The organism is Paenibacillus sp., from assembly GCF_031177825.1.
GTDB lineage: Bacteria > Bacillota > Bacilli > Paenibacillales > YIM-B00363 > Paenibacillus_AE.
Genome location: NZ_JAPSKE010000019.1, coordinates 82,513 through 106,724, shown reverse-complemented (window position 1 = coordinate 106,724; position 24,212 = coordinate 82,513). Strand labels below are relative to the sequence as shown.

Below are 24,212 nucleotides of genomic sequence, written 5' to 3'. Positions count from 1 at the left end.
AGTGCCCGCCGGCGCAGTCGCTCCTGCCGGCCCCGCAGGCCCTTCCGGTCCCGCCGGTCCCATCGGCCCTGTCGCTCCTGCCGGCCCCGCAGGCCCTTCCGGTCCCATCGGGCCCGCCGGCCCTGTCGCTCCTGCCGGCCCCGCAGGCCCTTCCGGTCCCATCGGTCCCGCCGGCCCTGTCGCTCCTGCCGGCCCCGCAGGCCCTTCCGGTCCCATCGGTCCCGCCGGCCCTGTCGCTCCCGCCGGCCCTGTCGCTCCCGCCGGCCCCTCAGGCCCTTCCGGTCCCATCGGTCCCGCCGGCCCTGTCGCTCCCGCCGGCCCCTCAGGCCCTTCCGGTCCCATCGGTCCCGCAGGACCTCGTTCCCCTACCGGCCCTTCCGGCCCCATCGGCCCGGTTTCTCCTGTCGGCCCTCTGTACCCTCGCGGACCTTCCGGCCCTTCCGGCCCGGGTTCGCCTGCCGGCCCTCTATGCCCTCTCGGCCCCCTACGCCCTCGAGGACCTTCAGGTCCCGGAGGTCCCGGCGGACAATCGCATTTCCCCATCAGCTCATCTCCCCTGTGTCAAATGTACTTCAGCATACGGAACATTTGACCAAAGAAGCACAGCAAACACCCATACAATTGTAAAATTTAGGCATAAACCCTATGTGAATGCCCCATAGCAATATGTCTATGCCCGCATTAAATATCAAAAGAAAATCGATGAAGTGGATGTGATGGAATGGAGAGTCGCCCTCTAGTAGGAATTTTAGTTACGAAGAGGAACCGCAGAAAGAAAACATTGGAGCTTTATCAAAAATATCATGACCTTAACCTAAGACTCTTCACCTTTTCCCCGGCCGATATCCAATGGAAGGAGCAGCGTATTATCGGTCTGACCCGGATGAAGGGTCGGTGGATGGAGCGCACATTCCCGTTTCCCCATGCCGTCTATAACCGGAGTTTTAACAAAAAGAAAATAACCATTCGACGACTGGAGCAGTCGATTGGCAGGAACAAATGCTTTAATACCATTAACTATTTTAATAAATGGGAACTCCACAGCCTCTTGAAACAGTCCGCTCTCCACTCCTTAGTCCCAGATACTTTTTTATTAAATCAAGAGAATATATTGGAACTTATCAATAAATATCGATTGGTGTATGTAAAACCTCTTTATGGAAGTAAAGGGACGTCCGTACATCGAGTCGAGCTCAAAGAAAACGGCGATATTCACATCTCGCTGCACAGCTTGGCCCCAAAATATATTTGCAGAAAAGAAGAAAATATACAAAAACGAATAGACGATCTTTTTGAAAGAGAAAAATACGTGGTTCAACAAGGAATTCGCATGAAACCGCTGAATAAACACGTTTTCGATATCAGGGTTCTTGTCCAAAAAGGGCGAATCGGGGAGTGGACGGTGTCCGCCGTAACCTGCAGAGTGGCTTACGAGCATTACTTTAACACGAGTATGTGTAATGCCGTTCGCGATTTCGAGAAAGTCGCTCCGCAATTTCTCTCCCCGGAAGAGACGAATAAAATCCTTCACTTCCTGCATGAGGTAAGCATTACGGCCGCGCAAGCAGCAGAAAATCGCTTGGGCTCGCTGGGAGAAATCAGCGTTGATTTTGCGATCGACGAACAAAGCAAGCTATGGATTATCGAACTAAACGGAAAACCCCAAAAAAATATATACAACGCCCCTTCGTGCGTGAAATATAAAAAACTTATTCATAAAAAACCACTGGAGTATGCGTATTATCTATCTCAACAGGAAAACGAAAAGAGCGCCGACCGCTAAAGCGCGGCGCCTCTTTATATGCAACTTATTCGTCCATTCGGATTTCGCGGCCCGTAAGGAGTGGCGTTTCTCGTGCGAAATCGCGCTCGGGTCGTTGCCGCCCTCGACGGAGACGGCGCTCGGGGGCGGCGGCGCGACGCCATGCACCGACCAGTGGACGATCGCGTTGCCTTCGAGGTAAATCGCTCGCCTCCATGCACATCCCTCCGTTCGGCGCGGAAGGGGTGCAAGGCGTGAAGAAGTATTTGAAAGACGTGCACAGCCTGGAGGAGCTTAACGCGTTCTTCGCGAGGATGCTGACGGACGCCTGCTACCATATCGCGGAGAAGTTGGACATCACCGGCGGCTACTTGTCTACGTACTTCAAAGAGAAGACGGGCATGAACTTCCTCGATGCCGTGAACGACGTGCGCATCCGGAAGGCGAGGGAGCTGCTCGACCGCGCGTCGGGGTTGAAAATCCAAGACGTCGCCGCGCGCGTCGGGTATCAGAACCTGAACTCGTTCAACCGGATGTTCAAGAAGTTCACCGGTCTGACGCCGAGCGAATACCGCCAGGAAGGCGGCGCTCGCGGCGGCGGCTCGAAGTCGGAGGAGTAGGCGGCAGGCCCCCCTGTCGGACTTTAAACGGAAAACTTCCCGTTCGCATGCGTTCGATCCGCACGACATCCCGAAAAAAACGGCCGCCGCCCTCCCGATGGAGAGCGACGGCCGTTGCCGTGGCGCGCGATCCGCGCCTTATTTACGCTTCTTCCCGTACAAATCCTTCATGATTTTCTTGCCCGTAGGCGTCTGCGCGAGGCCGCCCTTCGCCGTCTCGCGATGCTTCTCCGGCATCGACGTCCCGACCTCGAGCATGACCTGAATTACCTCGTCGGACGGGATGACGCTGCGGACGCCGGCCAGCGCCATGTCGCTCGCCGCGAGCGCCGTCACGGCGCCGAAGCCGTTGCGGACGATGCACGGAATTTCAACGAGCCCGCCGACGGGATCGCAGATGAGGCCGAGCGTGTTCTTCAGCGCGAGCCCGACGGCGTGCACCGACTGCTCCGGCGTCCCGCCGCGCAGCTCGGTGAGCGCGCCTGCGGCCATGCCGATCGCGGAGCCGACCTCGGCTTGGCAGCCGCCCTCGGCGCCCGACACGAACGAATTGTTCGCGATGACATACCCGATCGCCCCCGCGGCGAACAAGCCGCGCGTCATCTTCGCGTCGTCCCAGCCGTAACGTTCTTGCGCGGAGACGAACACGCCGGGGATGATGCCGCACGAGCCGGCCGTCGGCGTCGCGATGATGCGGCCCATCGACGCGTTCACCTCGGACACGGCCAGCGCGTACGCCATCGCCCGTCCGGCCTCGCCGCCGAGCGCGACGTCGCCCGCCTCGATGCGCGTCATGACGCGCTGGGCGTCGCGGCCCGTCAGGCCGCTGCGCGACGTCGTGTCCTCGGTGAGCCCGCGGCGCACCGCTTCCTTCATGACGGCCCAATACTCGGCCATCTTGGCGAACTCATCAATCGCGGGCCGCCCGGACTCCGCCGCTTGATCCGCGATCATGACGTCCGCGATGGTCGCGTCCTGCTCGCCGCACAGCGCGGCGAGCCCCTTCAGCGTGCGGAATCTCATGTCGCGCCCACGCCCGCTTCCAGGTCGACGAGCCGTACGTCGGACACGTCCTGCAGCCGGCCCAGCTCCGCGAGCAGCTCGCCGGCGACGGGCGTATCGACCTCGAACACCGTCATCGCTTCGCCGTTGCGGCCCTTGCGGTCGACGTCCATGTGGCCGATGTTGACCCCGGCGCGGCTGAGCACCGCCGTCATCTCCGCCAGCATGCCCGGCCGGTCCTTATGGTAGACGCACAGCGTCGGGTACATGGCGATGAACTTCACGTCGAAGCCGTCCACGGCGTGCACCTCGATATTGCCGCCGCCGATCGACGCGCCGAGGAGTTCCACGGTCCGCGTCGCGCCGCCGAGCATAATTTTCGCGGTATTCGGGTGCGCCGTAACCGCCTTGCCGGCTTTGATCGAGACCGACAGTCCCGCCGCTTCCGCATGCTGCAACGATTGCGCGATCCGCAAATCGTCGGTCGCCCAATCGAGCAAGCCGCCCACGATCGCGAGATCGGTGCCGTGTCCCCGGTACGTGTCCGCGAACGAGCCGTAAAACACGATCTCCGCGCGAGCCGGCGCCTCCCCGAGCAGCTGCCGGGCGACGCGCCCGAGGCGCGCCGCTCCGGCCGTATGAGAGCTGGACGGTCCGACCATCGACGGACCGATGATGGAAAACACATCTTTAAACCGCATGCCGTCTCTTCCTCCTGTCTCCCCGTCCGGCGCTCCCGCCCGGGGGAACGCGCCTATCGCGCCGTTACCCTCTCTCGTAACGCCTTCTCCGTTACTTCATCCATTCCAGTATATGCTGTTTCACGAAATCGTCGTCATTCAGGTGCGGGTAATCGCGGTACATCCGGTCGATTTCCTCGGCTTGCCCCGGCGACAGCTCCTCGTGCGGATTGAGGCACCAGGTGCCCTTCATCAGCCCTTGCCGGCGGAGCACTTCGTGAATGCCCGGGATGCAGCCGGCGAAGCCGTGCGCCGGATCGAAGAACGCCGCGTTCGTATCGGTCACTTGCACGTTCCGCGTCAGCCATTCCGCGGAAATCGAGCCGTTCGAGCGCACGCCCTTGATCTCCTCGAGCAGCTCGACCGCCTTCTTCGTCCATACGGCCCAATGTCCGAGCAAGCCGCCGACGATGGACTTCTCGACCGTAACGCCGTCGATGTCGAACCGGTACGTCGTCAGCAGGTCGATCACGATGTTGTCGTCGTTGCCCGTATAGAGTGCGATTTCGTCGCGGCGCTTCGAGCTGCATACCGCGCGGACGACGTCGATCGTCTGGTACCGGTTGAACGGCGCCATCTTGATCGCCACGACGCCGTCGATGTCCGCGAACGCCTTCCAGAACTCGAAGCTGAAGATGCGTCCGCCGACGGACGGCTGCAGATAGAAGCCGAACACCGGAATGCGAGCCGCGACGGCGCGCGTCCGCTCGAGAATTTGCTCCTCCGTCCAGCCTTGGAGCCCGCCCATGCTGAGCAGGCCGACGTCGTAGCCGAGACGAACCGCGACGTCCGTCTCCGCGAGCGCCTGCTCCGTCGGTCCGCAGATGCCCGCGACCTTCAAGAACGGCCGGTCGAGCTTCGCTTTCTCGATTTCTTCCGCCGCCATCCGCAGCACCGGCTCGAACAGGCCGATTTCGGGATCGCGGATTTCGAACTGCGTCGAGTGCACGCCGATGGCGATGCCGCCCGCGCCCGAAGCCATATAATAACGCGTTAACGCCCGTTGACTCTTCTCGTCCAGCTTCCGGTTCTCGTCGAGCGCCAGCGGGTGCGCCGGAATGGCGAGACCTTCATGCAGCGCCTTGAGCAGCTCCGGTGTAAGATTCTTACGCATTAATATTTCCCCTCCCGCTCTTGGAAGTGCGTCGGCTTATTCCAAGTCGAACCGCCTTGCTTCACCCAATCCGCGATCCAGTCGATCATCTGCAGCGTCGAAACCTTCGGATAGCCGAACAGCTGGAACGACTTCGAAGCGTTGTTGAGCAGCGCTTCTTCGGATTCCTTGCCGACGAACACCGGCTCCTTCTCGAGCCGCTTGCCGAACTCTTTCGCAAGCCAGCGCATCGACAGCGTCTCCGGACCCGTGACGTTCAGAATATTCGGCGGCGAGCTGCACTGCAGGAGAGATCGAATCGCGATTTCGTTCGCGTCGCCCTGCCAGATGACATTCGCATGGCCCATCGATAAATCGATCGTCTTGCCCTCGTTGACCGACTTCGCGACCTCGAGAAGCACCCCGTATCGAAGATCGATAGCGTAATTGAGTCTATAAATCGCCATCGGAATATTGTACGTGTTCGAGAAGTATTCGAACACCCGCTCCCGGCCGAGCGTCGATTGCGCGTATTCGCCGATCGGACCCGGAGGGGTCGCTTCCGTCGCGCCGCCGTGCGCCACCGGCGTGAACGGATAGATGTTGCCGGAGGAGAACACGACGATGCGGGAGTTCTTATACTTCTCCGCGACGCGGCCCGGCAGGTACGAGTTCATCGCCCACGTAAACCATTCGCGGCCGGTCGTGCCGAACTTGTTGCCCGCCATGTAGATGATATTCGGACAATCGGGCAGCGATTGCAGCGCTTCGTCGTTCAACAGATCGCAGGGGATCGTCTCGACGCCCGCGGCTTCGAGTTCCTCCCGCGTTTCCGGCGTGGAGAAGCGCGAGACTCCGATGACGCGTTTATTCACGCCGGCGGCGCGGATCGCGTTCATGGCGAGGCGGGCAAGGCTCGGTCCCATCTTGCCGGCGACCCCGAGCAGCATGATATCTCCCTCGATGTTCTTCATATCCTCGATCAGTTGCGCCGACGGCTCCGCCAGCTTCGCTTCCAGTTCTTCGATCGTTCTCATCGCGGTGTTCCCCTCTCGTGTTCCGCTATGCGGCTTTTATAGACCCATCATACCTCGTTGCGAGAATTAGAGACAAATCTTTTAATTGTCTTTAAATAGCGGTCCGAGGGCGATACGCGCAGGGCTGGCGGGATGGCGGAGAGCTCGCGCACGATGAGTAATTCCTTCGCGTCCGTTGGGCTGAGCGAAGGTCAATCCAGTAGAAGGAGCGCGGGGACAAGCTCCAGAGCCGCTATGCCCTGGTACGCACTTTTATACTTTTCCCATATGTAAAAAAGACCGCTCCAACTTGCGAAGCGATCATTCACATGAAGGTTTGCCGCTCGATCCTAGTGGGATGACTCTTCCGTGCTCGTTCGCCGCTTGCACGAACGCGTCGAGACGGTCCTCGTCGCAGCTCTCCGTTACCCCTGCGGCAAATCGACCCATCGATGGGGGACGGCAGCCGCCTTGATTCCGTACTCGATGATCGTGACGACCGCAACCGTCTCGGCCCGTTCCACCGGCGGCCGGCCGGTCCGAAAAAATTCCACTAGCTTCTCGATGAACGTCCCGAAGAAATTCGACTCCACTTTCAATATCTGCGACGTTCCGGACTCCTGTTGAACGGCCATCATGAACGGACAGTCCCCACCGAAGTGATGAATCGATGCCTGCCTTCCTCCGCCAAAGTCGATCAGGAGCGCGGGAGCGTTGGCCGTGCCGATAAACTTTACGCGCTTAGGATCGCTGCCCATGAGGGTAACGACCGGTTCGATTTGGTGAATGCCGTAATTGGCGAACCGGCCCGGACCCCAGCTGGCGACCGCTTCGATGCCATCCTTGCGTACCCCCGCAAATTCGGTTGCGTAGCGCAGAGCGGACGTAGAAAACATCGGAGTACCATGACGTTCGGCAAGCTCGAACAACCGCAACGCCGTCTCGCGATCCGGCGCGAACGTCTTGTCGATGTACGTCGGCTTCCCCAACCGTAAGGGCAGTTGGGACAAGGATTCGTGGTGTTCCGGATCATCCGGGGACAGCACGATCAAATAATCGCTTAACCGAACGACCTCCTCTATCGAATCGATCCATTGCACGTTGTGCCGTCGGCACCATTCGGTATTGCTCAATCCGTCCTCCTTGTCCGTCAAAGCGAACGCGTATGCCACTTTCACGGCTCCCCCGGAAGCTTGTTCGATCCATTCCGGATAAGCGTTGGCATGGAACTCGTCCAAAAAATAATCTATGAATCCTATTGTCTTCGTCATAACTCCATCCCCGCCGGCCAATGGATCTGGACGCCCTGCTCTTGAATCCACCTCTGGAAGCTTTGCAGATGCTTTCGATTCTCCCGTACTTCGTGCGGAGAAACCTGATTGCGAATGGAGTAAGCGGCCAAGCAGCCGACAGCTTCTCCAATATTCCATTCCGTCGGGTGGAGGCGGTAGCAGCCGTTCGTAATTTGGGTCGTGCCGATGTTTTTGCAGGCGGGAAGCAAATTCTTTATCCGTATTGGCAGCAGCGCCCCTAGCGGGATTTCGTAAGGGTATGTCGGAATATAATAGCTTCGTTGCGTTTTTGTCGTATGATGCAAGTCCAGATGATAGCTCCCTACGCCGACGCTGTCGTCATAGGTACGGATGCCTTGCTCCTTGCGGATTTCTTTGCTCACATCGTTTTCGGTAATCGTATACACGGCCTTGATTCTGCGGGATTCCCGGATATACGGGGATTTCGCCAGTCCGTCCCGGGTGCCGACGACATCGCCGCGCAGCCGCAAACCCGGATAGCCGACGCCGCCGTCAGGGCGAGGAGCCTCCGTCTGCAGCCAGTGAAGCAGCGATAGGCTGAGCTGTTTAGCGCCTTCCAGATGTTTCGCTCGTTCTTCCGGCGGCACATCGATGATCGAACCTAGGAAATAATCGTTCTGAGGCCAATTGATTAAGGAGATATCGCTTTCGTACGTTCCCTCGAAGAGCGAACGATCGATCGCCCTCCGGTACGTCCACAGCGGCATCGGATCCGCTCCGTCCGGCAGGAAGGAGAAGGTTTTCATTCGATCGGATTTATTGACGTCCTGCACATGCCAGCTCAGGAGCGGATAGCGGGAGAAGGCGGGCACATAACGAGACCAAAAATCATACTGCTCCGGCTTTTCGATCGTGAAGTCGGCGCCTTCGAGGTAATCGAGAGCAAACACGTAAGTAAAAGCTTGTATATCCTGCGGGTCGGCTCGTTCCGGCGCATGAGGCTCCGAGGTTTCGCTTCGGGCTTCCGCTCCCGTCACATACTCCGCGCCGACGAGCGGAAGCAGGTCGCCGCATTCCGTAGCATCCACATAATAACTTCCTCGCAGCACCATCCCCCGAGCGTCATCGTCGCTCTTGACGGATACCCACTCTATCCGATCGTCTGCGGCCGATGCGCTCTCCGGTCGAAAGCCATGGAACACCTCAATCCGTCCGCTGTGGATATAGGGAGCAAGCATATCCTCCAGGACTTGGAGCGCCGCCCTCGGTTCGTGGCATAAGCGGCTGACCCAGCCGTTCCCCGGGTTCAAGCGCTCGTCGCTCCTGGCCGCGTCGGTCATTGGGAAATGATCTTGATAATATCGGCGCACCCTCTTTCGAAATTCCCGGTACGTTCCCGTGCATCCGAATTCCTCGATCCACGGGTGTTCGTCCGGAGGGACCGCCTGACTCGTCAATTGCCCTCCTAACCAGTCGGTTTCCTCCGTCATCACCACGCGCATGCCCGCTTTCGCGGCCGCAAGCGCCGCCAAGCAGCCTCCCGTTCCGCCGCCTAACACGATCACGTCGGCCTTCCGTTCGATTCGCTCCATTCGAGTTCCCCCTAGACCTCATATACCTTAGTACAGCTTATCGAGTACCGACTTCGCGGTTTTTTCCAAAGCGTCGTACGTCTTCTCCTTATGCCGAAACGCAAGCCCCGTGGAGAGAATGTCCAGAATATGAATTTGCGCAAGCTTCGAAGCGAAGGCGCCGCCTTGAAGGGGGTTCTCCCTGGAAGAGCCGAGCAAAACGACGTCGGCGTATTGCGTGATCGGAGACCGGATGTGGTTCGTCAAACAGATGACGGCCGCGCCGTTGCCCTTCGCGATCCGGATCGCATCCACGAGATCCTTCGTGCTGCCCGACGCGGAGACGCCGACGACCACGTCTCCCTTCGCGGCCAGCGAGGCGTTCATTGCGATGATATGAGCGTCCGTCTCGGCCTCCACATTAAAACCTAGTCGCATAAAGCGGTATTTTGCGTCCCGAATGGTGATTCCCGAAGATCCGACGCCGAAAAAGAAAATTTTGTTCGCGTCGCTGAGCAAGGAAACGGAGCGGTGCAAGCTTTCTTCGTTTAATAGCGCGGTCGTGTTTTGAATCGTTCGCGTATTGAGATTGCTGATTTTTTGGGCGATCGTCAGCAAGCTGTCGTCCTCTTGGATGTCTCCGTGAATGCGCTCGGTCGGCGACGATACGTTTTGCACGACGGACAGCTTAAATTCTTGGTAGCCTTTAAACCCCAGCTTCCGGCAAAGCCGGATGACGGTCGTCTCGCCCACTTCCGACTTTTCGGCCAAATCGGTGATCGTGTAGAATACCGCCTCTTCCGGTTCGGCCAACACTTTATCGGCTACTTTCTGCTCTGCCTTCGTCAGCGAGGGGTACACGCTCTCGATCATCAGGAAGAGCGGACTGCTGTGGAGCGTCTTCTTCATACCCTATTCCTTCCTTCTTCTGAATTCCGGAGAAGCGAGCAACGCTTAATTATAGCACCTCCCATTTTGTATATTCCCATACTTGCGAGGCATCACCAGCAGCGTGATAAACAGGTTTCGCTCGGGTCGTGATCGGCCAGGAGCGGCGTAACCTCGGCGTGCTTGGTCTCATATGTCCGGTACGGCTGGATCAACCGGAACGCAAAATGCGGATTCGCTCCGTATCGATTTGATCTAAAAACCGCTTGGTGATTTCTCTTGGGCGGGTGATCGCCGTGCCAACGACGACGGCATATGCTCCTGCTCCGAAACAGCGCACGCATTCCTGCGGCGTCCAGATTTTCCCCTCCGCGATGACGGGAGTCCGTTTCAAATTCGCCAGTTTTTCGACCAGCTCCAGATCCGGACCGTCTTGCTGCCTGCTGTAAGGCGTATACCCGGAGAGAGTGGTCGAAACTAGCTCCACACCTAGTTCCATGGCATGAACGCCTTCATCGTAAGTGGAAACATCCGCGAGGATCGGCATTCCGGGGAAGCGGTCGCGAACGGCAGCGATCAACTGCTCGGCCGTTACGCCGTCCGGGCGTTCGAGCATGGTAGCGTCAAGGGCGACGATGTCGGCCCCGGACCGAACTACGGCATCCACCTCCGCCATCGTAGGCGTAATATAGACCGGGCAATCCGGATAACTCTTCTTATATAGCCCGATTACAGGCAAGGAGCACTTCTTCTTGATCATTGCGATGTCTTCCGGAGAATTGGCGCGAATGGCGCGGGCGCCGCCTTGCTGCGCAGCCAACGCCATTGCGGCCATGATGTCCGCCCCGTATAACGGTTCGTCCTCCAGTGCCTGACAGGAGACGATTAGTCCTTGACTTAGTTGTTTGATCAATTCGCTCATGGTCGACTCCTCTCCGGTGTTCTCTCATTAACGTTTGTCGAATTCGATTATCCCTTCACCGCACCGACCATCCCATTGATGAATTGCTTCTGGAGAGCCAGAAATACGACGATGATCGGGATGATGGAGATAATCGTACCTGCCGCGATGTAGGGGAAATTATAGGAGAAATTCCCCTGTAAATATTGGAGCGCAGGCGTCAACGGATATTTATTAGTATCGTCAAGCACGACGATCGGCCAAATAAAGCTGTTCCAGAACGCCAGGAAATCGAAAATGACTACGGTCGCAATGGATGGCTTAATGATCGGCACCATGATGTTCCAAAAAATGCGAAATTCAGATGCTCCGTCGATTCTCGCGGAATGCTCCATGTCGTTCGGAATCGTAATGAAGGATTGCCGCAGCAAGAACACATTAAACACGCTGATTGCCGCAGGCAACACGATTCCCATATACGTGTTGTAAAGCCCCATTTTCTGAATAGTGATGAAATGGACGATCATGCCCGCCGCATTCGGCAAAATCATTGTACTGACGATCGCGTAAAAGATGAAATTTCTCCCCGGAAAGTTGATTCTGGCGAGCGGATATGCGGTAACGAGGCAGGTGATCAGGTTGATCCCCACCCCTAGCGCCGTGAGCAGCACCGTATTCCAGATGTAACCCCACAGCGGCATGACTTCGAAGACGCCGACGTAGTTATCGAAAGATATCGGCCACGGAATGAGCTGCGGCGGAAATTTGTACACATTGGCATTCATCTTGAGCGATGTCGACAGCAGCCATAAGAACGGCCCGAGACAAACCAAAGCGGTCAGGAGCATCATCGGATACATGAACAACGGGAGAGCGATCTTCCTCAGCGTTCTTATCGGCTTTCGCTTCGGCGGATTCGCAAGAGGCGCGGGAAGGTTAGCCATAGTAGTTCACCCCTCCTCTTTTGCCAGTTTTGAACATGATGATGCTGAACACCATGATGATCAGGGATACGATCAAGCCGATCGCCGCGGCGTACCCGAAGTTGAAATCGATAAACGCTTTCTGATACGTGTAGACGCCCGTGACCATGGATGCGTTGGCAGGTCCGCCTTCCGTCATGACATATACCTCGTCAAATACGCGGACGGCGGCCATCATGGACATTAGCGAGCAAAGCAGCACGAACGGCCTCAGCAGCGGAATCGTCACATACCAGATCACCTTGGCTCTGCCGGCCCCGTCGATTCTCGCCGCCTCCTGCAGCTCCGAAGGAATCGATTGAAGCCCCGCCAAATAGATCATCATATAGTAGCCGAGGCCTTTCCAAACCGTGACGGCCATGATCGAATACAACGCCCAATTCGGATTCGCCAGGAAGGAAATCGGCTTCTCGACCCAACCGAGACTTTGCAGAAAATAATTCAGAATGCCGTTCCCCTGGAACACCCACTTCCACGCGATAGCCGCGGCGACCATCGACGTCACGACCGGGACGAAGTAAGACACGCGGAAAAAATGGACGAACCGCAATTGATTGTTGACCAGGATGGCCATCAAGATCGAGAGAAGCTGAATGACGGGAACGACGATGATATAAATAAGAGAATTTTTCAACGCCAGATAAAACACTTTGTCGGAAAACGCGCGCTCGAAATTCGCCAGCCCGACCCATTTCGTCGCGTCGACGACGGAGTAGTTGGTGAAAGCGAGCGGCAGACCGTAAATGATCGGGTAGAAGGTAAACAGGGCCATCAATAACAAGCCCGGCACAATCATGAAATAAGCGAACCAATATTGTCTGCGTTGCAACGACAGCATGCGCTCATCCCCCTCTCCGGTTGAAAAATCGGAGTGAGCCGAAGCTCACCCCGAATCTTCGTTCTTAAAATTCGCTGTTGATCTCGTCCAACACTTTTTGCATGTTTTCTTCGCCGATCTTGAGCGCATCTTCGGGGGACTGCTGGCCCAGCAGCATCTTGGTCCATTCGTCGGTGAACGCTTTGATCATGTCGCTTTCGCGCTTTAATCCGAACGTGAAGTCGTAGGCTCGGTTCAGCTGCGCCGCAGTCATGACCTTCGCCTTAGACTCGGGGTCGTCGCCGCTCTGCGAGAAGAACGGGTCTTCCGCCGCCACCTTCGTGGAGGGCAAGATATTTACGACCTTCGCGAACTCGAGCTGGGATTCGTCGTTAGTAATAAAGTTGGCGAAAGCAATCGATTCCTGGTGGGAGTCGCTCAGCTTCGGCACGACGACGTTCATCAGCGGCGTATGGATATTGCCGTTCTCCGTAAGCGCGGGCTGCTGAGCCACCATCGTGTTGTTGTATACGTCCGGAGCGTTATCCTTGACGCGCGTCAAAAATTGCGAACCTGTGATCAGCATCGCCATCTGACCGGCTTGGTACTGATCGATGTTATACGTATAGCCGCCCGTCAAGCCGTCCTGCGGAACGACATCCTCGTCATACAGTGATTTGACCCACTTGGCGTATTCGAGCGCTTCCGGCGTATTGACGGTGACCTTCGTCCGGTCCTCGTTCAATACCGGCACTCCTAATTCGATCAGGGAAGCCATAATGTTCGGTGTATAGACGAACGCGTATTTGCCGGTGTTCTGTTTGATTTGCTTGGCTTGCTGCACGACCTCGTCCCACGTCTTCGGAGGTTGGTTCGGATCCAGGCCGGCTTCTTCGTAAATTTGCTTGTTGTACATAAATACACTCATCGTCAAATACCAGGGGAAGGCATACAGCCCGTCATCGATCGCGCCGGATTGCAGCATATTCTCGAAGTAGATGGAGCGCTGTTCTTCCTTGGCTTCCTGATTGAGGTCGACCAAAGCGTTCTTCGCCGCCAAGGTCAAAGCCATGCCCGTATTTAAGTTCACGACGTCCGGTGCATTGCCGCCCGCGATGGAGGTCAGCAATTTATTTTCGATAGCGTTATATGGAAGATCCGTCCACTTGACCTTGATGTTTGGATTCGCCTCTTCGAACTTGGCGATCCGGCCGTTGATATAATCGTCGAAGTTGGGGCTTAAAGCGATCGTCCAAAAATCGATTTCCACGTTTTTTTTCGGCGGTTCCGTTTCGGCCGCTGCGTCTTTGCCGGGGGTTTCGGTCGCGCCTGTGTCGGGAGTCTCGGCGGTGCCGCCGCCTTCGTTGCCGGTGCTGCAGGCGGCCAAGAACGTTGTCAGAAACATGGCCATAACAAGAAGAAGTGCTGTCGTGCGGATCGATTTTTTCATTTTTTCTCCTCCGTCTTTACTTGTTATACATACCGTCCAACTATAAGCCGCAAGTCAACTGTACCTTCGAACCTCCTCCGATCGAATTCTCCCTAGCTCTAGCAGTTTAAAACATATTTTTCCAATGAATTAAGAAAATCATAGCATCGTATGAAGAAAATGTGAAGGATAAAATCTCCTTTTTTTGATAAAAAAATAAAAATATCATTTTTTTATATGAAAATGCTATAATGTTGGCATTTCTACGATCGGAGGGAATCCATGGAATCCATCGTCTATCTGCCGTTAGATGAAAGACCTTGCAATTACTACTTCCCCTTACTGCTGTCTAAAGCGACTGCAATGCCGATGTCTCCGCCGCCCCTTAATGTTCTAGGCCGGAAGAAACATCCTGCTAACGGAGAACGCATCGTTCAATGGTTGGTTGCTTCGTCGGCGAATGCGAAACGCGCAGTCGTTTCATTGGACATGCTGATTTACGGAGGGATCGTTCCTTCCCGGCTTCACTATCAAAGCTTGGAGGACTGCACAGGCAGGATCGAGGTCTTGAGGCAGATCAAACGTCACAATCCGGGCTTGGCGATTTATGCGTTTAACCTCATCATGCGGGTCCCCGCTTACGACGGGGCCGATGAAGAACCGGATTACTACGCGCAATATGGCAGGATGATTCATCTCTACGGCTGGTATCAGGATAAGAAGAGCTCTCTAGGGCTAAGTGCGGAGGAAGAACAGGCGTGGGAACAAATCCGAAGAGAACTTCCCGAGGACATTCTAGCGGATTTCACCGGACGGAGGGCGATTAACGCCTCCATGAACAAAGCCGCCATTCGACTTGTCCAGGAAGGAATTATCCATATGCTGATCATTCCGCTGGACGACAATGCGGAATACGGTTTCTCCGCCATGGAGCAGCGGGAGCTGATTCAATACGCGGAGATGTTGGACGTCGCCGACAAAGTCCATATTTATCCGGGAGCGGATGAGATCGGGTGCACCCTGTACGCCAGAGTGCTGTGCGACGCATTTCAATTTACTCCTTCCTTCTTTGTGCGGTATTCCTCGACAGAAGGCCCTTTCGTCATTCCTCGATACGAGGACCGCAGCTTGAATGAAAGCATTAAGGCGCATCTCACCGCCTCCGGAAGCTTCATGAGCGAATCCGCCGTCGACAGCGATGTCGTGCTCATGGTCAACGCTCCCCCGATCGGGGCTAAGCAGGCTGCCGAGTCCGGAACCGCATTCAGCGAGCGCCATCGTTCCTATTTCTCGGAGACGAACCCGAAGGAATTGATCCAAGCGATCGAGCGCTACGTCCAAGAGGACCGACTTGTCGCTCTGGCCGACGTTGCAGTGTCCAACGGGGCGGATCATCCTTTCATGAAGATGCTCGCCCGCGCGGGGCTGCACCGACGAATATGCGCCTACGGCGCCTGGAATACATCGGGCAATACGTTGGGGACGGTCATCGCTCACGGCGTGATTCACGCTTATTATCGGCAGGCGGGGATCGAGATGAACGCAGAACAGCGGCGGGCCAGCGACTCCTTCCTTCTCCTAAGGCTGTTGGAGGATTGGGGGTATCAGACGCTCCTGCGCAGAGAGGTGACCCATGAGCTTCTCCCGACGTTGAACGCTGACTATTTCGACATCGCCCATGTCGAGGAGCAAGTAGTCGCTTTACTTCACGACAAGCTGCGGCAGTTTGCCGATCAATATTTACGCTTGCATGAACCCGACGATTTCACGATTCGAAGGGTGTACTCGCCGTGGAGCCGCATGTTCGAGGTTGGGATCGACTTGGAGTGGAACCGGAATTAAAGCGAAGTAGCCGTAGAAAAAACCGTAAGGCCAGGCTACACAGAACGCCCTACGGTTCGTACTCGGTACTGTTCTTACGCCTTCGCCTTCGCGCGCTTCGGCCAGACGAAGTTGGAGACGCCAATCAGGAAGTCGATCCCGAGCACGAGCGTCCATAATCTTGCCGTCCCCATCAGCGCTTCCGTGCGAGCTGCGTCCCCGACGAGCCCATGCGTCAGCAGCAGCAGGCCGGCGCCGATCGCGTAGGCGACAAGGTGACGCATCCAGCCGATCATGTAATGCTTCGCATACTCCATACCGTACCGCTTGGCCGGCTTCTCCCCTTGCTTCGTCACGTAATAGCGGAACCGTTCGTCCGCCCATTGGATCATACTCTTCCCGAACGCGATGGACACCCCGATATAGACGGCGGCGATCGCATGCGCGGTCGTGGCCGTCGCCCCCGAGCGGAGGTCGAAGCCCGCGATGACGAGCAGGGCGAGATCGATGACCGGAGTCAACGCCAATAGGGCGAGGCCCAGCGTTTTCTTATGAAATACATAACGAACGATCAGTCCGAGTCCGATGACGACCCAAAAAGCGATCTCGCAAGCGACGATCGACCAAGCGATAACATTCAACGACAACAACCCTTTCCGATACGATTGTATTATTTAAATCCATGCTAACACGATTTCCTTTTCAGCACAACCGTATTATAAAAATAGGCGAAGTATGCTACAATCGGGTCATGCCGAAAATCGTGAATCATGAAGAGAAAAAAGAACAAATCGCAGCCGCCACCTGGCGGGTCGTCCTGCGGGACGGGATGAAAGGCGCGACGGTGCGCAGCATTGCGAAGGAGGCGGACATTTCGTTAGGCGCGCTGCGGCACTACTTCTCTACGCAGGACGAGCTGCTGGCTTACGCCATGCAGCTCGTGCGGGAACGCGCCAACGCTCGCATCCAGGACATCCTGGGCGAGGATTTGCCCCCGAAGACAATGGTGCGGCGCATCCTGTTCGAGCTCGTGCCGTTGAACGAGGATACCCGCGCGGAGATGGACGTGTGGCTCGCCTACGTCTTCTCGCTCGGGCGGAAGGCGGATTCGCTCGGGGTGCAGCAAGACATGTATTCGGGCATTCGCAAAGTGATCGAGTATCTCGAGCATCGCCGATTGCTGCGCGAGGACTTGGACAAGGAGCTGACCGCGGAGACGTTGTATTCGTTAGTCGACGGCCTCGCGATGCACGCGTTCCTCGAGCCGCGCCGCTTGACGAAGGAACGGATCGCCGCCGTGTTGACGTCGTACCTGGATTCCATTTGCATCGATGAGTAAGCGGGAAAACGCCGCTGCGGAACTTTTGTCCGCAACGGCGTTTATTCTTGCTTCACGCGGTCCGCGAGGAAAGCCAAGCGGAACCGTTGACGCGGCCGGCCGCGTCCTACCTTCTCCATCCCCGTCACCTCGATCAGCCCCGCGTCGGTCCAATCGAGCAGCAGCCGATGCGTGCTCCGCACGGTCACGCCGAGCATCTGCGCCAGCTCCAGCACGTTGAATTCCAATCGCCCGAGGCGCGCGGCCGCGGCCATGAGCCGCGTCACGTACATGCGCGTCATGCCGGCCTGCTCCGCCTGCTCGAGCAGCGCCGGATCCGTCAGCGACAGATCGTATTCGACCGGATCAGCCATCGCGAGCGGCCCGATCAAGGTTCGATCCTCGCGCACGATGAAGCACGAGTTGCCGCCGGCTTGCTTGCTGTTGCCGAGCGCGAGCCGGGCATGCGTCCCCGCTTCGTTGGCGGACTGCCCGAAGCCGATGCCGATGCTGAGCGACAGCCCGAGCGTATGGTAGACATCCCTCGCGAGCGGGATCGACTTGTACCCGCCCGTCTCCCGCTCGAAGATGCCCCGCGTCGTGAAGAACAAATATTCGTCTGCGCCGAGATGCGTCAAGTAGCCGTTCAGCGACTCGACGTAATCGAGGAGCGTGCGGTGAATGTCCAGCTTCAGCCGCTGCACGTCGTGCTCCGAAGCGCGCTGCCTGACGAGCCGTCCGAACTCGTCGACGTTGATAAGCCCGACGACGATCTGCGACTCCTTGCTGCGTCGCGTCTCGGTCGACAGCAGCGCCCGCTCCAGCGCGACCGTAATGTCCTGATCGAGCGGAACGACCCACTCGTTCGGGACGCCGAGCGCCGTCAAGCGATCCGCCACCGCCTTCACGCCCGTCAACGCCGCCGTGCCCGATTCGCGGTGCTTGTCCGCGTGGAACGCGACCAGCGTCTCCGTCGCGCCGTACGCGGAGCCTTCGTACGATTCGATCGCGCTCGGGCGCAGCCCCAAGTCCAAGTCGCGGAACGTCCGCTCCACGATCGTCTTCGGGAGGAAGTCTACGGAGAAGCCGCTTTCCAAGCCGTGAAATCGCTGCAGCCGTACCAAGGCGCGATATAAGCCCGCGCCGGTCGGCGGCAAGTAGTGAATCGGCACGGTCGAGTCGACCGGCAGCACTTGCCCCTTGCGGACCGGCTCCACTCCGGCCATCAGGATCACTTCGACCTCGTCCTTCACGGACGCGATCCGCTCCGCGGTTTCCTCCGGATGGTCGAAGACGACCGGAATCGGGCGCATCGAAGGAAACGAGCGTATGACCCGCTTCATCGACTCCACGATTTCCTCCGGTCCGAGCAACGCGATCGCGATGCCGCGCGTTCGCTTGGGCTCGCCTCCCATGTCGTTCCGCCTCCTCGTCTTCCGTCTTTCTTTCCATATACTATAATTCGACGGGGAGGCAGAAGTCTACGCCTTGTCTTATTTCCTCGTTATTTCCCAAGAAATATTCACATCGGCAATCATTAACGTTCGAACATTCGGCGCCATCACAAATCTCTCCGAAGCGCCCGCAGCACGTCGATCCGCGTCGCCCGTCTTGCGGGACCGGCCCCCGACAGCATCGCCACGGCCAGCGAGACGAAGCAGGCGAACGCCGTCAAAGACGCTGGAATCAGCGAGAAAACGAACCCCTCCGGCAGCGTCTCTTCCATGAACGTCTCGATGACGATCGGCATCGCCGCGTTGACGCCGATCGAGATTCCATATGCCACGACCGTGCCGATGACGGCGCCCAGGATGCCGATCCAGCCGCTCTCGAGAAGGAACAGCCGGCGGATCGTCGAAGGGTGCGCGCCGATCGCCTTCATGATGCCGATATCCTGCGCCCGCTCCGTCACCGCCATCGTCATCGTGTTGTAGATGCCGATGGATGCAATGAGGACGGCAATCGTGCCGACGAAGCCGAGGCCGATTTTCATAATGAAGAACATAACGTTCACCTGTTTGAGCTCGTTCGCGATCGAGTGGTTGTAATATCCCGCTTCGCGGATCGTCTCCGCAATCCCCTTCACGCGTTCGGCCGATTCGGCGATCACTTGAACAGACTGGTACGGACGCGGCTCCGTGATCGGGGTGACCCAACCCAACTCTTCCTCGCTCAACTTGGGATCGAGCACCCCCGCGAGACGCGTTCCAGCGATCCTCTCGATTTCGTCTAGCAGCCCGATTCCCATGTAAATGGAACGGTCGGCCTCCCACTCCTTCGTCGGCGCCGCTTTCACGCCGACGATGTTCGCGGTCAGCGGCGTGAGAACTTCCCGTTCCCCCTCGTACTGAAGCACCTGCAGCTCCATCGTCTTCCCGATCCATTCCTCGGGACTCGTCTCCTTAAGGCTATAGCCGATGACGACCTCGTTCGCGGCCAACGGCAGACGGCCCGCATGCAGCTTGAAGCCGGCTTTCTCCTCTTGCGCGAAATCGACCGCGATCGACTGCACGCCTTCCTCCGACAGATCCGTCCCTTCCACTTTCGGCATCAACGATTGCTGCAGGTAGTGGCGGAACGTTACGGCCTCGACGTGCTCGACCGAGCTGAGATAGTCCATGTCCGCGTCGGTCAGCGGTTCGTTGCCGACGTCCTCCTTGCCCCACACCTCGATCGCCGTCACCAATCGGTCGTTGACGATCTCGTCCACGATGCTTTTATGCAAGCCGAACCCGACCGATGCTAGCACGATCAGGAATGCGCAGCCCATGGCGGTCGCGAGTACGGTCATGAAGAGCCGGGATTTGTTCTTCCTGGCGTTCTGGCGCACGAACGCGAGTTGATCAGTAAACTTCATGGATCATCGGCGCCTCCTTCCCTTGCGGCTGCAATCGTCCGTCCTGCAGCAGCAGTCTGCGGTGCGCGATGCGCGCGACTTGCTCGTCGTGCGTAATCATGACGAACGTCGTCCCTCGCTCGCGGTTCAGCTGGCGGATGAGGGCGAGCAGATTCGCTTCGTTTTCGCTGTCCAGACTGCCCGTAGGCTCGTCCGCCATCACGAGCGGCGGATCGAGCGCGAGCGCCCGCGCCACGGATACGCGCTGCTGCTGTCCGCCGGACAGCTCCCCGGGGTAATGGCCCGCGCAATCGGCGATGCCGAAGCGGTCCATCAGCTCGAACGCCCGCTTGCGTCGCCGATCGGGAGCGATGCCCTTCAAAGTGAGCGGCAGCTCGACGTTCTCGAACGCCGTCATCGTCGGGATGAGCTGGAAGCTTTGAAACATGAAGCCGTACCGCTCCAATCGGAACCGCGACCATGCCCCCTCGTCGAACTTGGTTACGTCTTGGCCGAGCACGCGCAGCTCCCCCGACGTCGGGCGCAAATACCCCGACAAGATGTGCAGCAGCGTCGACTTGCCGGATCCGCTTCGACCGACGATCGCGACGATTTCTCCTTGCTCGATCGTAAGTTCGATATCGTGAAGCACCGGAACGCGGCGTTCGGCGCCTCGTTTGCCGATTAGAAATTGGTGATGTAAACCGCTCGCTTCGATCATTCGTCATTTGCCTCCTCTTCTTCGCGGTTGGTGTCCCGCGTCGTATCCCCATCATAGAAGACAACTCTTAACCGAACGATAACGAAAGATAAATATTTTCTTAAGTTTCCTCGCCTCCGTGGATGATTTGCCGGGATCCTGCGCGACGCTGTGGATAAATCGGTATGTGAATATGTTGATGGATCGGGAAAACAATACAGGGAGGCACTCCCTCCATTCGGATGTGGACACTGTGAACAAGCCTGTGGATAATGTGGATTGAAGTTGAGGAAACCGCGCTGTTTCAGGTGGTTTTCCGCGAAGGTGGCTGTGAATATCCCATTCTGTGGATATGTTGATGAATGCATTCTACGTTACCCACACCCCGCATGTTGAGGCATCAACAACTTGTGGGTAACCTTGTGGATATCGTGGGTAACTTCGAAGAAATCGGAGGGGGAATCGGTTTGAAAGTGATCATTACGTTTCAAGAAGCGGTGGAAAGAGGGCTGTGGGAGCAGATGAAGCCTTGGTTCGGCCGCGACGACGAAGACGAGGAAGGGCTGTGGCCGAGCGAAGAATTTATATTGACGGAGGCGCAGGCGCAGGAGTTGGGCTTGCTGCGGACGTAGCGGGTCGTCCTGTGTATACATTCGGGTCCGCCTCCGCGGACACGCTTTTTCCGTATCGTAGATATTTTTCTAAATTAGAAAAAAATCGACGATAAGAAAAACAGACCTCCCCCCTCTACCCTGCCAACTGCGCATCCGTGCATGCCAACAAAGAAAGGCCGCCCTTCAAACGCGAAGAGCGGCCCGAACAGCTTAGGGTCGATACGGCAGCGACACGACGGCTCTACGCCGCTCCGAGGCCAAGATCGCCTCCATCACCTCTTGGTTGACGTACCCGTCCTCGACGCTCGTCACCAAATCGCTATGCTCCCCGCGCAGCAGCTTCATGAATTCGTCCCACTGGTCTACGCCGCCCTCGGCGGACACCGGCAGTTCCTCGCGCACCGCCTCCGGCTCCTCCAGCGTCTTATGAATCCACGTGACCGTCCGAGCGTTCTCCGAGCTGACGAACAGCGTACCGAAGTCGCCGTAAATATACGCTTCATGCTGGTTCCCGGAGCCGAGCGCGTTGCGCGTCGTCTGGAATACGGCGGGCACGCCGCCCGCAAGCGACGCGTGGAAGCACGCGAAGTCGTCCACCTCGACGGGCGCGAACGCGCCGGTGACCGGATGCGTCCGCTCCGGAATGAGCGTCGCCAGCCGCCCGGACACCTCCTCGAACTCGCCGATGAGGAACCGCGCCGTGTCGATCATATGCGACCCGAGGTCGCCCAGCGTCCCCGTGCCGGTCACCGCCTTGTCGAACCGCCACACGAGCGGCGTCCCGACGGCCGCGGACCCCCAGCTCTGCAGGTACTGGATGAACACATGCCGAATCGGTCCGAGCTTCCCGGATCGCACAAGCTCCCGCGCCAGCCGGAATTGCGGCTGATACCGGTACGAGAAGCCGATCATGTTCGGCACCGGCCGCTCCCGGTACATAGCTATCAGTTGCACCGCTTCCTCGAACGTCCGCGTGAACGGCTTCTCCGCCATGAACGGCTTCCCCGCCTCGAGGCACGCGCGGATCACCCCCGCATGCGTATCGTTCGGCGTCACGCAGACGACGGCGTCCACCGCCGGATCCGCCACGAGCGCCCGGTAATCCGCGTAGATCCGCTCCTCCGGCACGCCGCCGGCCTCCGCCGCGAACGCTCGCGCCCCTTCCGCGGACACGTCGCATACCGCCGTCACCGCGGCGTCCGGAAAGCGCCGAATGCTCCGCAAGTGCGCGCGCGCCATGCCGCCTAATCCGATAAAGCCGAAACCGATCGTCTTCGTCATAGAATACAACCTCCCTAGCGTATAGGTTCCACCGGCACCGGCGCATGACCGTAATGAACGTCGGGTACGACTCGTAGCCGGGACGGAAGTAGAATACCTCCCGAAAATGAACCCGCCCGAAGCCGCCCTCTCGCCGCTCACGGCGACTCGCGGAATTCCCCCGGCGAAACCGACGTCATCTTCTTGAACAGCTTGCTGAAATATTTCACGTCGTTGAAGCCGGCGCTTTCCGCCACCTCGTAGATGCGCAGGTCGGTCGTCTTCAGCAGCTCCTTCGCCTTGCGGATCCGCAGATCGATGACGTAATCGATGAAATTTTGATTCGTATGCTTCTTGAACAGCAGGCAGAAGTAGTTTTTGCTAAGATGGACGCGATCCGCGACCTGCTGCAGCGTCAGCGGCCCCGCATAGTGCGACTGGATGTACTCCACCGCCTGCTCCATCAACGCCTCATGTCCCGATGCGCGCGGGGACGCAGCTTCGAAGGCGCGCTCGGCTTCGGCGATCGACAGCTCGAGCAACCCGCGAAGCTCGGCCGCCGTCTCGGCCTTCTTGAGCCGCTCGCACCGCTCGAGCAGCGTCGTTACGTCCATCCGCGTCCCGCACCGGGACGACAGCGTCTCGACGGCCTGCCGCTTCATGACGTCCTCGTCGCCGAGTTCGACGACGCCGCTCCCCGCCTCGTCCGCCGACAGCAGCAGCCCCTTGCCGAGGAAAAACCGCTTCCCCGCCGCGCGCCGGCTGCTCTCGTAAGCCGCGCGCAGCATCGGCGCGCCGGTCCCGTGCGCGTAGCCGAGCGTCAGGCCGACGCCGGCCGACGACTCCAGCTCGCCCTTCAGGCGCGACAGCCGCGAAGCGTCCGCCGTTCCGGGTAGGAAGAACGACCAATCGTTCTCCGAAGCCTGAAAGCCGATCCCCTCCGGCTCCATCGCGAGGAACCGCTCCTCCAGCTCCTCGTACAGCATCGCCTTGTGCAGGTAGCCGAACTGCTCCTCGATGCGCTCCACGTCGTCCGCGCGCAAGCACACCGCCGTAAACCCGCCGCCCTCGCCGAGCCACGGCGGTGCGGCGGCCGGCGAGAGCGGCGCCTCCGGATGCAGCAGATGGCGCCGCAGCTCCTGCTCGCGCAGCCGGCGCTCGGCGTCCTTCGCGGACGCGAACGCCGCTCCCGCCCCGGCGCGCTCCGCCTCGAGCCGCTCGATGCAGCGCAGGACGAGCAGCCGCAGCTCCTCCGGCTCGAGCGTCGGCTTCAGAATGTAATCCGTCACGCCGAGCCGCAGCCCCTCGCGCACGTATTCGAAGTCGTTGTAGCTGCTGACGAGTACGATTTTCATCGCCGGTCGGCAAGCGAGCGCCCGTCTCGCGAGCTCGAGACCGTCCATGACCGGCATCTTGATGTCGGTGATCAGCAGATCGACCCGCTGCGACTCGATGCATTGCAGCGCTTGCCGCCCGTTCGCGAAGTCGCCGACGACGTTCACGTTCAGCCGATGCCAATCGATCGACGCCTTAATGCCGAACCGGATGACCGGCTCGTCGTCCACGATGACCGCCGTATACATGCTCG

Annotated in this window: 22 protein-coding genes and 1 pseudogene; 5 read left to right on the top strand and 18 right to left on the bottom strand. The window is 58.3% G+C overall.

Annotated features, from left to right (window positions below):
- Positions 1–387: pseudogene (locus RIN49_RS19935) on the bottom strand (collagen-like protein); the annotation flags it as partial.
- A 394-nt stretch (positions 388–781) separates the two neighbouring features.
- Here RIN49_RS19935 and RIN49_RS19930 point away from each other — a divergent pair.
- Positions 782–1,783: a YheC/YheD family endospore coat-associated protein gene (locus RIN49_RS19930; RefSeq protein ID WP_309121898.1), complete on the top strand. Its 1,002-nt coding sequence runs from the start codon at positions 782–784 to the stop codon at positions 1,781–1,783.
- Positions 1,784–2,016: 233 nt separating this feature from the next.
- Entirely contained in the window at positions 2,017–2,382 is a 366-nt protein-coding gene (locus RIN49_RS19925) for a helix-turn-helix domain-containing protein (protein ID WP_309121897.1), read from the top strand.
- A gap of 138 nt (positions 2,383–2,520) precedes the next feature.
- Here the strand turns inward: RIN49_RS19925 and sdaAA are convergent, their stop codons facing one another.
- The 11 genes from sdaAA to RIN49_RS19870 all read right to left on the bottom strand — a co-directional run bounded on the left by sdaAA (position 2,521) and on the right by RIN49_RS19870 (position 14,096).
- Positions 2,521–3,405 (bottom strand): L-serine ammonia-lyase, iron-sulfur-dependent, subunit alpha, encoded by an 885-nt coding sequence (sdaAA, locus tag RIN49_RS19920; RefSeq protein ID WP_309121896.1) that lies wholly within the window; start codon positions 3,403–3,405, stop codon positions 2,521–2,523.
- Entirely contained in the window at positions 3,402–4,085 is a 684-nt protein-coding gene (sdaAB, locus tag RIN49_RS19915) for an L-serine ammonia-lyase, iron-sulfur-dependent subunit beta (RefSeq protein WP_309121895.1), read from the bottom strand. The genes sdaAA and sdaAB overlap by 4 nt, the downstream gene beginning before the upstream one ends.
- A gap of 91 nt (positions 4,086–4,176) precedes the next feature.
- Positions 4,177–5,238: a dihydrodipicolinate synthase family protein gene (locus RIN49_RS19910; RefSeq protein WP_309121894.1), complete on the bottom strand. Its 1,062-nt coding sequence runs from the start codon at positions 5,236–5,238 to the stop codon at positions 4,177–4,179.
- Positions 5,238–6,254: an NAD-dependent epimerase/dehydratase family protein gene (locus RIN49_RS19905; protein ID WP_309121893.1), complete on the bottom strand. Its 1,017-nt coding sequence runs from the start codon at positions 6,252–6,254 to the stop codon at positions 5,238–5,240. Before RIN49_RS19905 ends, RIN49_RS19910 begins: the two co-directional genes overlap by 1 nt.
- Before the next feature lie 404 nt (positions 6,255–6,658).
- Positions 6,659–7,504, bottom strand: a complete 846-nt coding sequence (locus RIN49_RS19900) for a Gfo/Idh/MocA family oxidoreductase (protein WP_309121892.1) — start codon at positions 7,502–7,504, stop codon at positions 6,659–6,661.
- Positions 7,501–9,078: an FAD-dependent oxidoreductase gene (locus RIN49_RS19895; RefSeq protein WP_309121891.1), complete on the bottom strand. Its 1,578-nt coding sequence runs from the start codon at positions 9,076–9,078 to the stop codon at positions 7,501–7,503. Before RIN49_RS19895 ends, RIN49_RS19900 begins: the two co-directional genes overlap by 4 nt.
- A gap of 27 nt (positions 9,079–9,105) precedes the next feature.
- On the bottom strand, positions 9,106–9,966 hold the full coding sequence (locus RIN49_RS19890; protein ID WP_309121890.1) for a MurR/RpiR family transcriptional regulator: 861 nt from the start codon (positions 9,964–9,966) through the stop codon (positions 9,106–9,108).
- Positions 9,967–10,156: 190 nt separating this feature from the next.
- Complete coding sequence (locus tag RIN49_RS19885) at positions 10,157–10,867, bottom strand: N-acetylmannosamine-6-phosphate 2-epimerase (RefSeq protein WP_309121889.1); 711 nt, start codon at positions 10,865–10,867, stop codon at positions 10,157–10,159.
- A gap of 47 nt (positions 10,868–10,914) precedes the next feature.
- On the bottom strand, positions 10,915–11,790 hold the full coding sequence (locus RIN49_RS19880) for a carbohydrate ABC transporter permease (RefSeq protein WP_309121888.1): 876 nt from the start codon (positions 11,788–11,790) through the stop codon (positions 10,915–10,917).
- Positions 11,783–12,667 carry a carbohydrate ABC transporter permease gene (locus tag RIN49_RS19875; RefSeq protein ID WP_309121887.1) on the bottom strand — a complete coding sequence of 295 codons (885 nt, stop codon included), beginning with the start codon at positions 12,665–12,667 and terminating at the stop codon, positions 11,783–11,785. The genes RIN49_RS19880 and RIN49_RS19875 overlap by 8 nt, the downstream gene beginning before the upstream one ends.
- A 64-nt stretch (positions 12,668–12,731) precedes the next feature.
- Positions 12,732–14,096, bottom strand: a complete 1,365-nt coding sequence (locus RIN49_RS19870) for an ABC transporter substrate-binding protein (RefSeq protein WP_309121886.1) — start codon at positions 14,094–14,096, stop codon at positions 12,732–12,734.
- A 261-nt stretch (positions 14,097–14,357) separates the two neighbouring features.
- Here RIN49_RS19870 and RIN49_RS19865 point away from each other — a divergent pair, with 261 nt between their 5' ends.
- Complete coding sequence (locus tag RIN49_RS19865; RefSeq protein WP_309121885.1) at positions 14,358–15,917, top strand: DUF4127 family protein; 1,560 nt, start codon at positions 14,358–14,360, stop codon at positions 15,915–15,917.
- Between the two features lie 74 nt (positions 15,918–15,991).
- Here RIN49_RS19865 and RIN49_RS19860 read toward each other — a convergent pair whose 3' ends face one another.
- Positions 15,992–16,537 (bottom strand): hypothetical protein, encoded by a 546-nt coding sequence (locus RIN49_RS19860; protein ID WP_309121884.1) that lies wholly within the window; start codon positions 16,535–16,537, stop codon positions 15,992–15,994.
- A 110-nt stretch (positions 16,538–16,647) separates the two neighbouring features.
- On the opposite strand from RIN49_RS19860, the gene RIN49_RS19855 reads away from it, so the two are divergent.
- Positions 16,648–17,235, top strand: coding sequence for a TetR/AcrR family transcriptional regulator (locus tag RIN49_RS19855; RefSeq protein WP_309121883.1), 588 nt, complete (start codon positions 16,648–16,650; stop codon positions 17,233–17,235).
- A 41-nt stretch (positions 17,236–17,276) separates the two neighbouring features.
- On the opposite strand, the gene RIN49_RS19850 is transcribed toward RIN49_RS19855, so the two are convergent.
- The 3 genes from RIN49_RS19850 to RIN49_RS19840 all read right to left on the bottom strand — a co-directional run bounded on the left by RIN49_RS19850 (position 17,277) and on the right by RIN49_RS19840 (position 20,771).
- Entirely contained in the window at positions 17,277–18,629 is a 1,353-nt protein-coding gene (locus tag RIN49_RS19850) for a helix-turn-helix domain-containing protein (protein ID WP_309121882.1), read from the bottom strand.
- A 146-nt stretch (positions 18,630–18,775) separates the two neighbouring features.
- Positions 18,776–20,071: an ABC transporter permease gene (locus tag RIN49_RS19845; protein WP_309121881.1), complete on the bottom strand. Its 1,296-nt coding sequence runs from the start codon at positions 20,069–20,071 to the stop codon at positions 18,776–18,778.
- Positions 20,058–20,771 (bottom strand): ABC transporter ATP-binding protein, encoded by a 714-nt coding sequence (locus RIN49_RS19840; protein WP_309121880.1) that lies wholly within the window; start codon positions 20,769–20,771, stop codon positions 20,058–20,060. The genes RIN49_RS19845 and RIN49_RS19840 overlap by 14 nt, the downstream gene beginning before the upstream one ends.
- A gap of 446 nt (positions 20,772–21,217) precedes the next feature.
- Between RIN49_RS19840 and RIN49_RS19835 the strand changes: the two genes are divergently transcribed.
- Positions 21,218–21,382, top strand: coding sequence for a hypothetical protein (locus tag RIN49_RS19835; protein WP_309121905.1), 165 nt, complete (start codon positions 21,218–21,220; stop codon positions 21,380–21,382).
- A gap of 192 nt (positions 21,383–21,574) precedes the next feature.
- On the opposite strand, the gene RIN49_RS19830 is transcribed toward RIN49_RS19835, so the two are convergent.
- Together RIN49_RS19830 and RIN49_RS19825 are read right to left on the bottom strand one after the other, a co-directional pair.
- A complete protein-coding gene (locus tag RIN49_RS19830) occupies positions 21,575–22,645 on the bottom strand; it encodes a Gfo/Idh/MocA family protein (RefSeq protein WP_309121879.1) in 1,071 nt (356 codons plus the stop codon).
- Between the two features lie 137 nt (positions 22,646–22,782).
- Positions 22,783–24,207, bottom strand: coding sequence for a response regulator transcription factor (locus RIN49_RS19825; RefSeq protein ID WP_309121878.1), 1,425 nt, complete (start codon positions 24,205–24,207; stop codon positions 22,783–22,785).
- Positions 24,208–24,212: the final 5 nt, after the last annotated feature.

Excerpts from the sequence above, each read along its gene's own strand:
- sdaAA (WP_309121896.1), bottom strand. The coding sequence starts at position 3,405 with ATGAGATTCCGCACGCTGAAGGGGCTCGCCGCGCTGTGCGGCGAGCAG.
- sdaAB (WP_309121895.1), bottom strand. The coding sequence starts at position 4,085 with ATGCGGTTTAAAGATGTGTTTTCCATCATCGGTCCGTCGATGGTCGGA.
- RIN49_RS19910 (WP_309121894.1), bottom strand. The coding sequence starts at position 5,238 with ATGCGTAAGAATCTTACACCGGAGCTGCTCAAGGCGCTGCATGAAGGT.
- RIN49_RS19905 (WP_309121893.1), bottom strand. The coding sequence starts at position 6,254 with ATGAGAACGATCGAAGAACTGGAAGCGAAGCTGGCGGAGCCGTCGGCG.
- RIN49_RS19900 (WP_309121892.1), bottom strand. The coding sequence starts at position 7,504 with ATGACGAAGACAATAGGATTCATAGATTATTTTTTGGACGAGTTCCAT.
- RIN49_RS19895 (WP_309121891.1), bottom strand. The coding sequence starts at position 9,078 with ATGGAGCGAATCGAACGGAAGGCCGACGTGATCGTGTTAGGCGGCGGA.
- RIN49_RS19890 (WP_309121890.1), bottom strand. The coding sequence starts at position 9,966 with ATGAAGAAGACGCTCCACAGCAGTCCGCTCTTCCTGATGATCGAGAGC.
- RIN49_RS19885 (WP_309121889.1), bottom strand. The coding sequence starts at position 10,867 with ATGAGCGAATTGATCAAACAACTAAGTCAAGGACTAATCGTCTCCTGT.
- RIN49_RS19880 (WP_309121888.1), bottom strand. The coding sequence starts at position 11,790 with ATGGCTAACCTTCCCGCGCCTCTTGCGAATCCGCCGAAGCGAAAGCCG.
- RIN49_RS19875 (WP_309121887.1), bottom strand. The coding sequence starts at position 12,667 with ATGCTGTCGTTGCAACGCAGACAATATTGGTTCGCTTATTTCATGATT.
- RIN49_RS19870 (WP_309121886.1), bottom strand. The coding sequence starts at position 14,096 with ATGAAAAAATCGATCCGCACGACAGCACTTCTTCTTGTTATGGCCATG.
- RIN49_RS19865 (WP_309121885.1), top strand. The coding sequence starts at position 14,358 with ATGGAATCCATCGTCTATCTGCCGTTAGATGAAAGACCTTGCAATTAC.
- RIN49_RS19855 (WP_309121883.1), top strand. The coding sequence starts at position 16,648 with ATGCCGAAAATCGTGAATCATGAAGAGAAAAAAGAACAAATCGCAGCC.
- RIN49_RS19850 (WP_309121882.1), bottom strand. The coding sequence starts at position 18,629 with ATGGGAGGCGAGCCCAAGCGAACGCGCGGCATCGCGATCGCGTTGCTC.
- RIN49_RS19845 (WP_309121881.1), bottom strand. The coding sequence starts at position 20,071 with ATGAAGTTTACTGATCAACTCGCGTTCGTGCGCCAGAACGCCAGGAAG.
- RIN49_RS19840 (WP_309121880.1), bottom strand. The coding sequence starts at position 20,771 with ATGATCGAAGCGAGCGGTTTACATCACCAATTTCTAATCGGCAAACGA.
- RIN49_RS19830 (WP_309121879.1), bottom strand. The coding sequence starts at position 22,645 with ATGACGAAGACGATCGGTTTCGGCTTTATCGGATTAGGCGGCATGGCG.
- RIN49_RS19825 (WP_309121878.1), bottom strand. The coding sequence starts at position 24,207 with ATGTATACGGCGGTCATCGTGGACGACGAGCCGGTCATCCGGTTCGGC.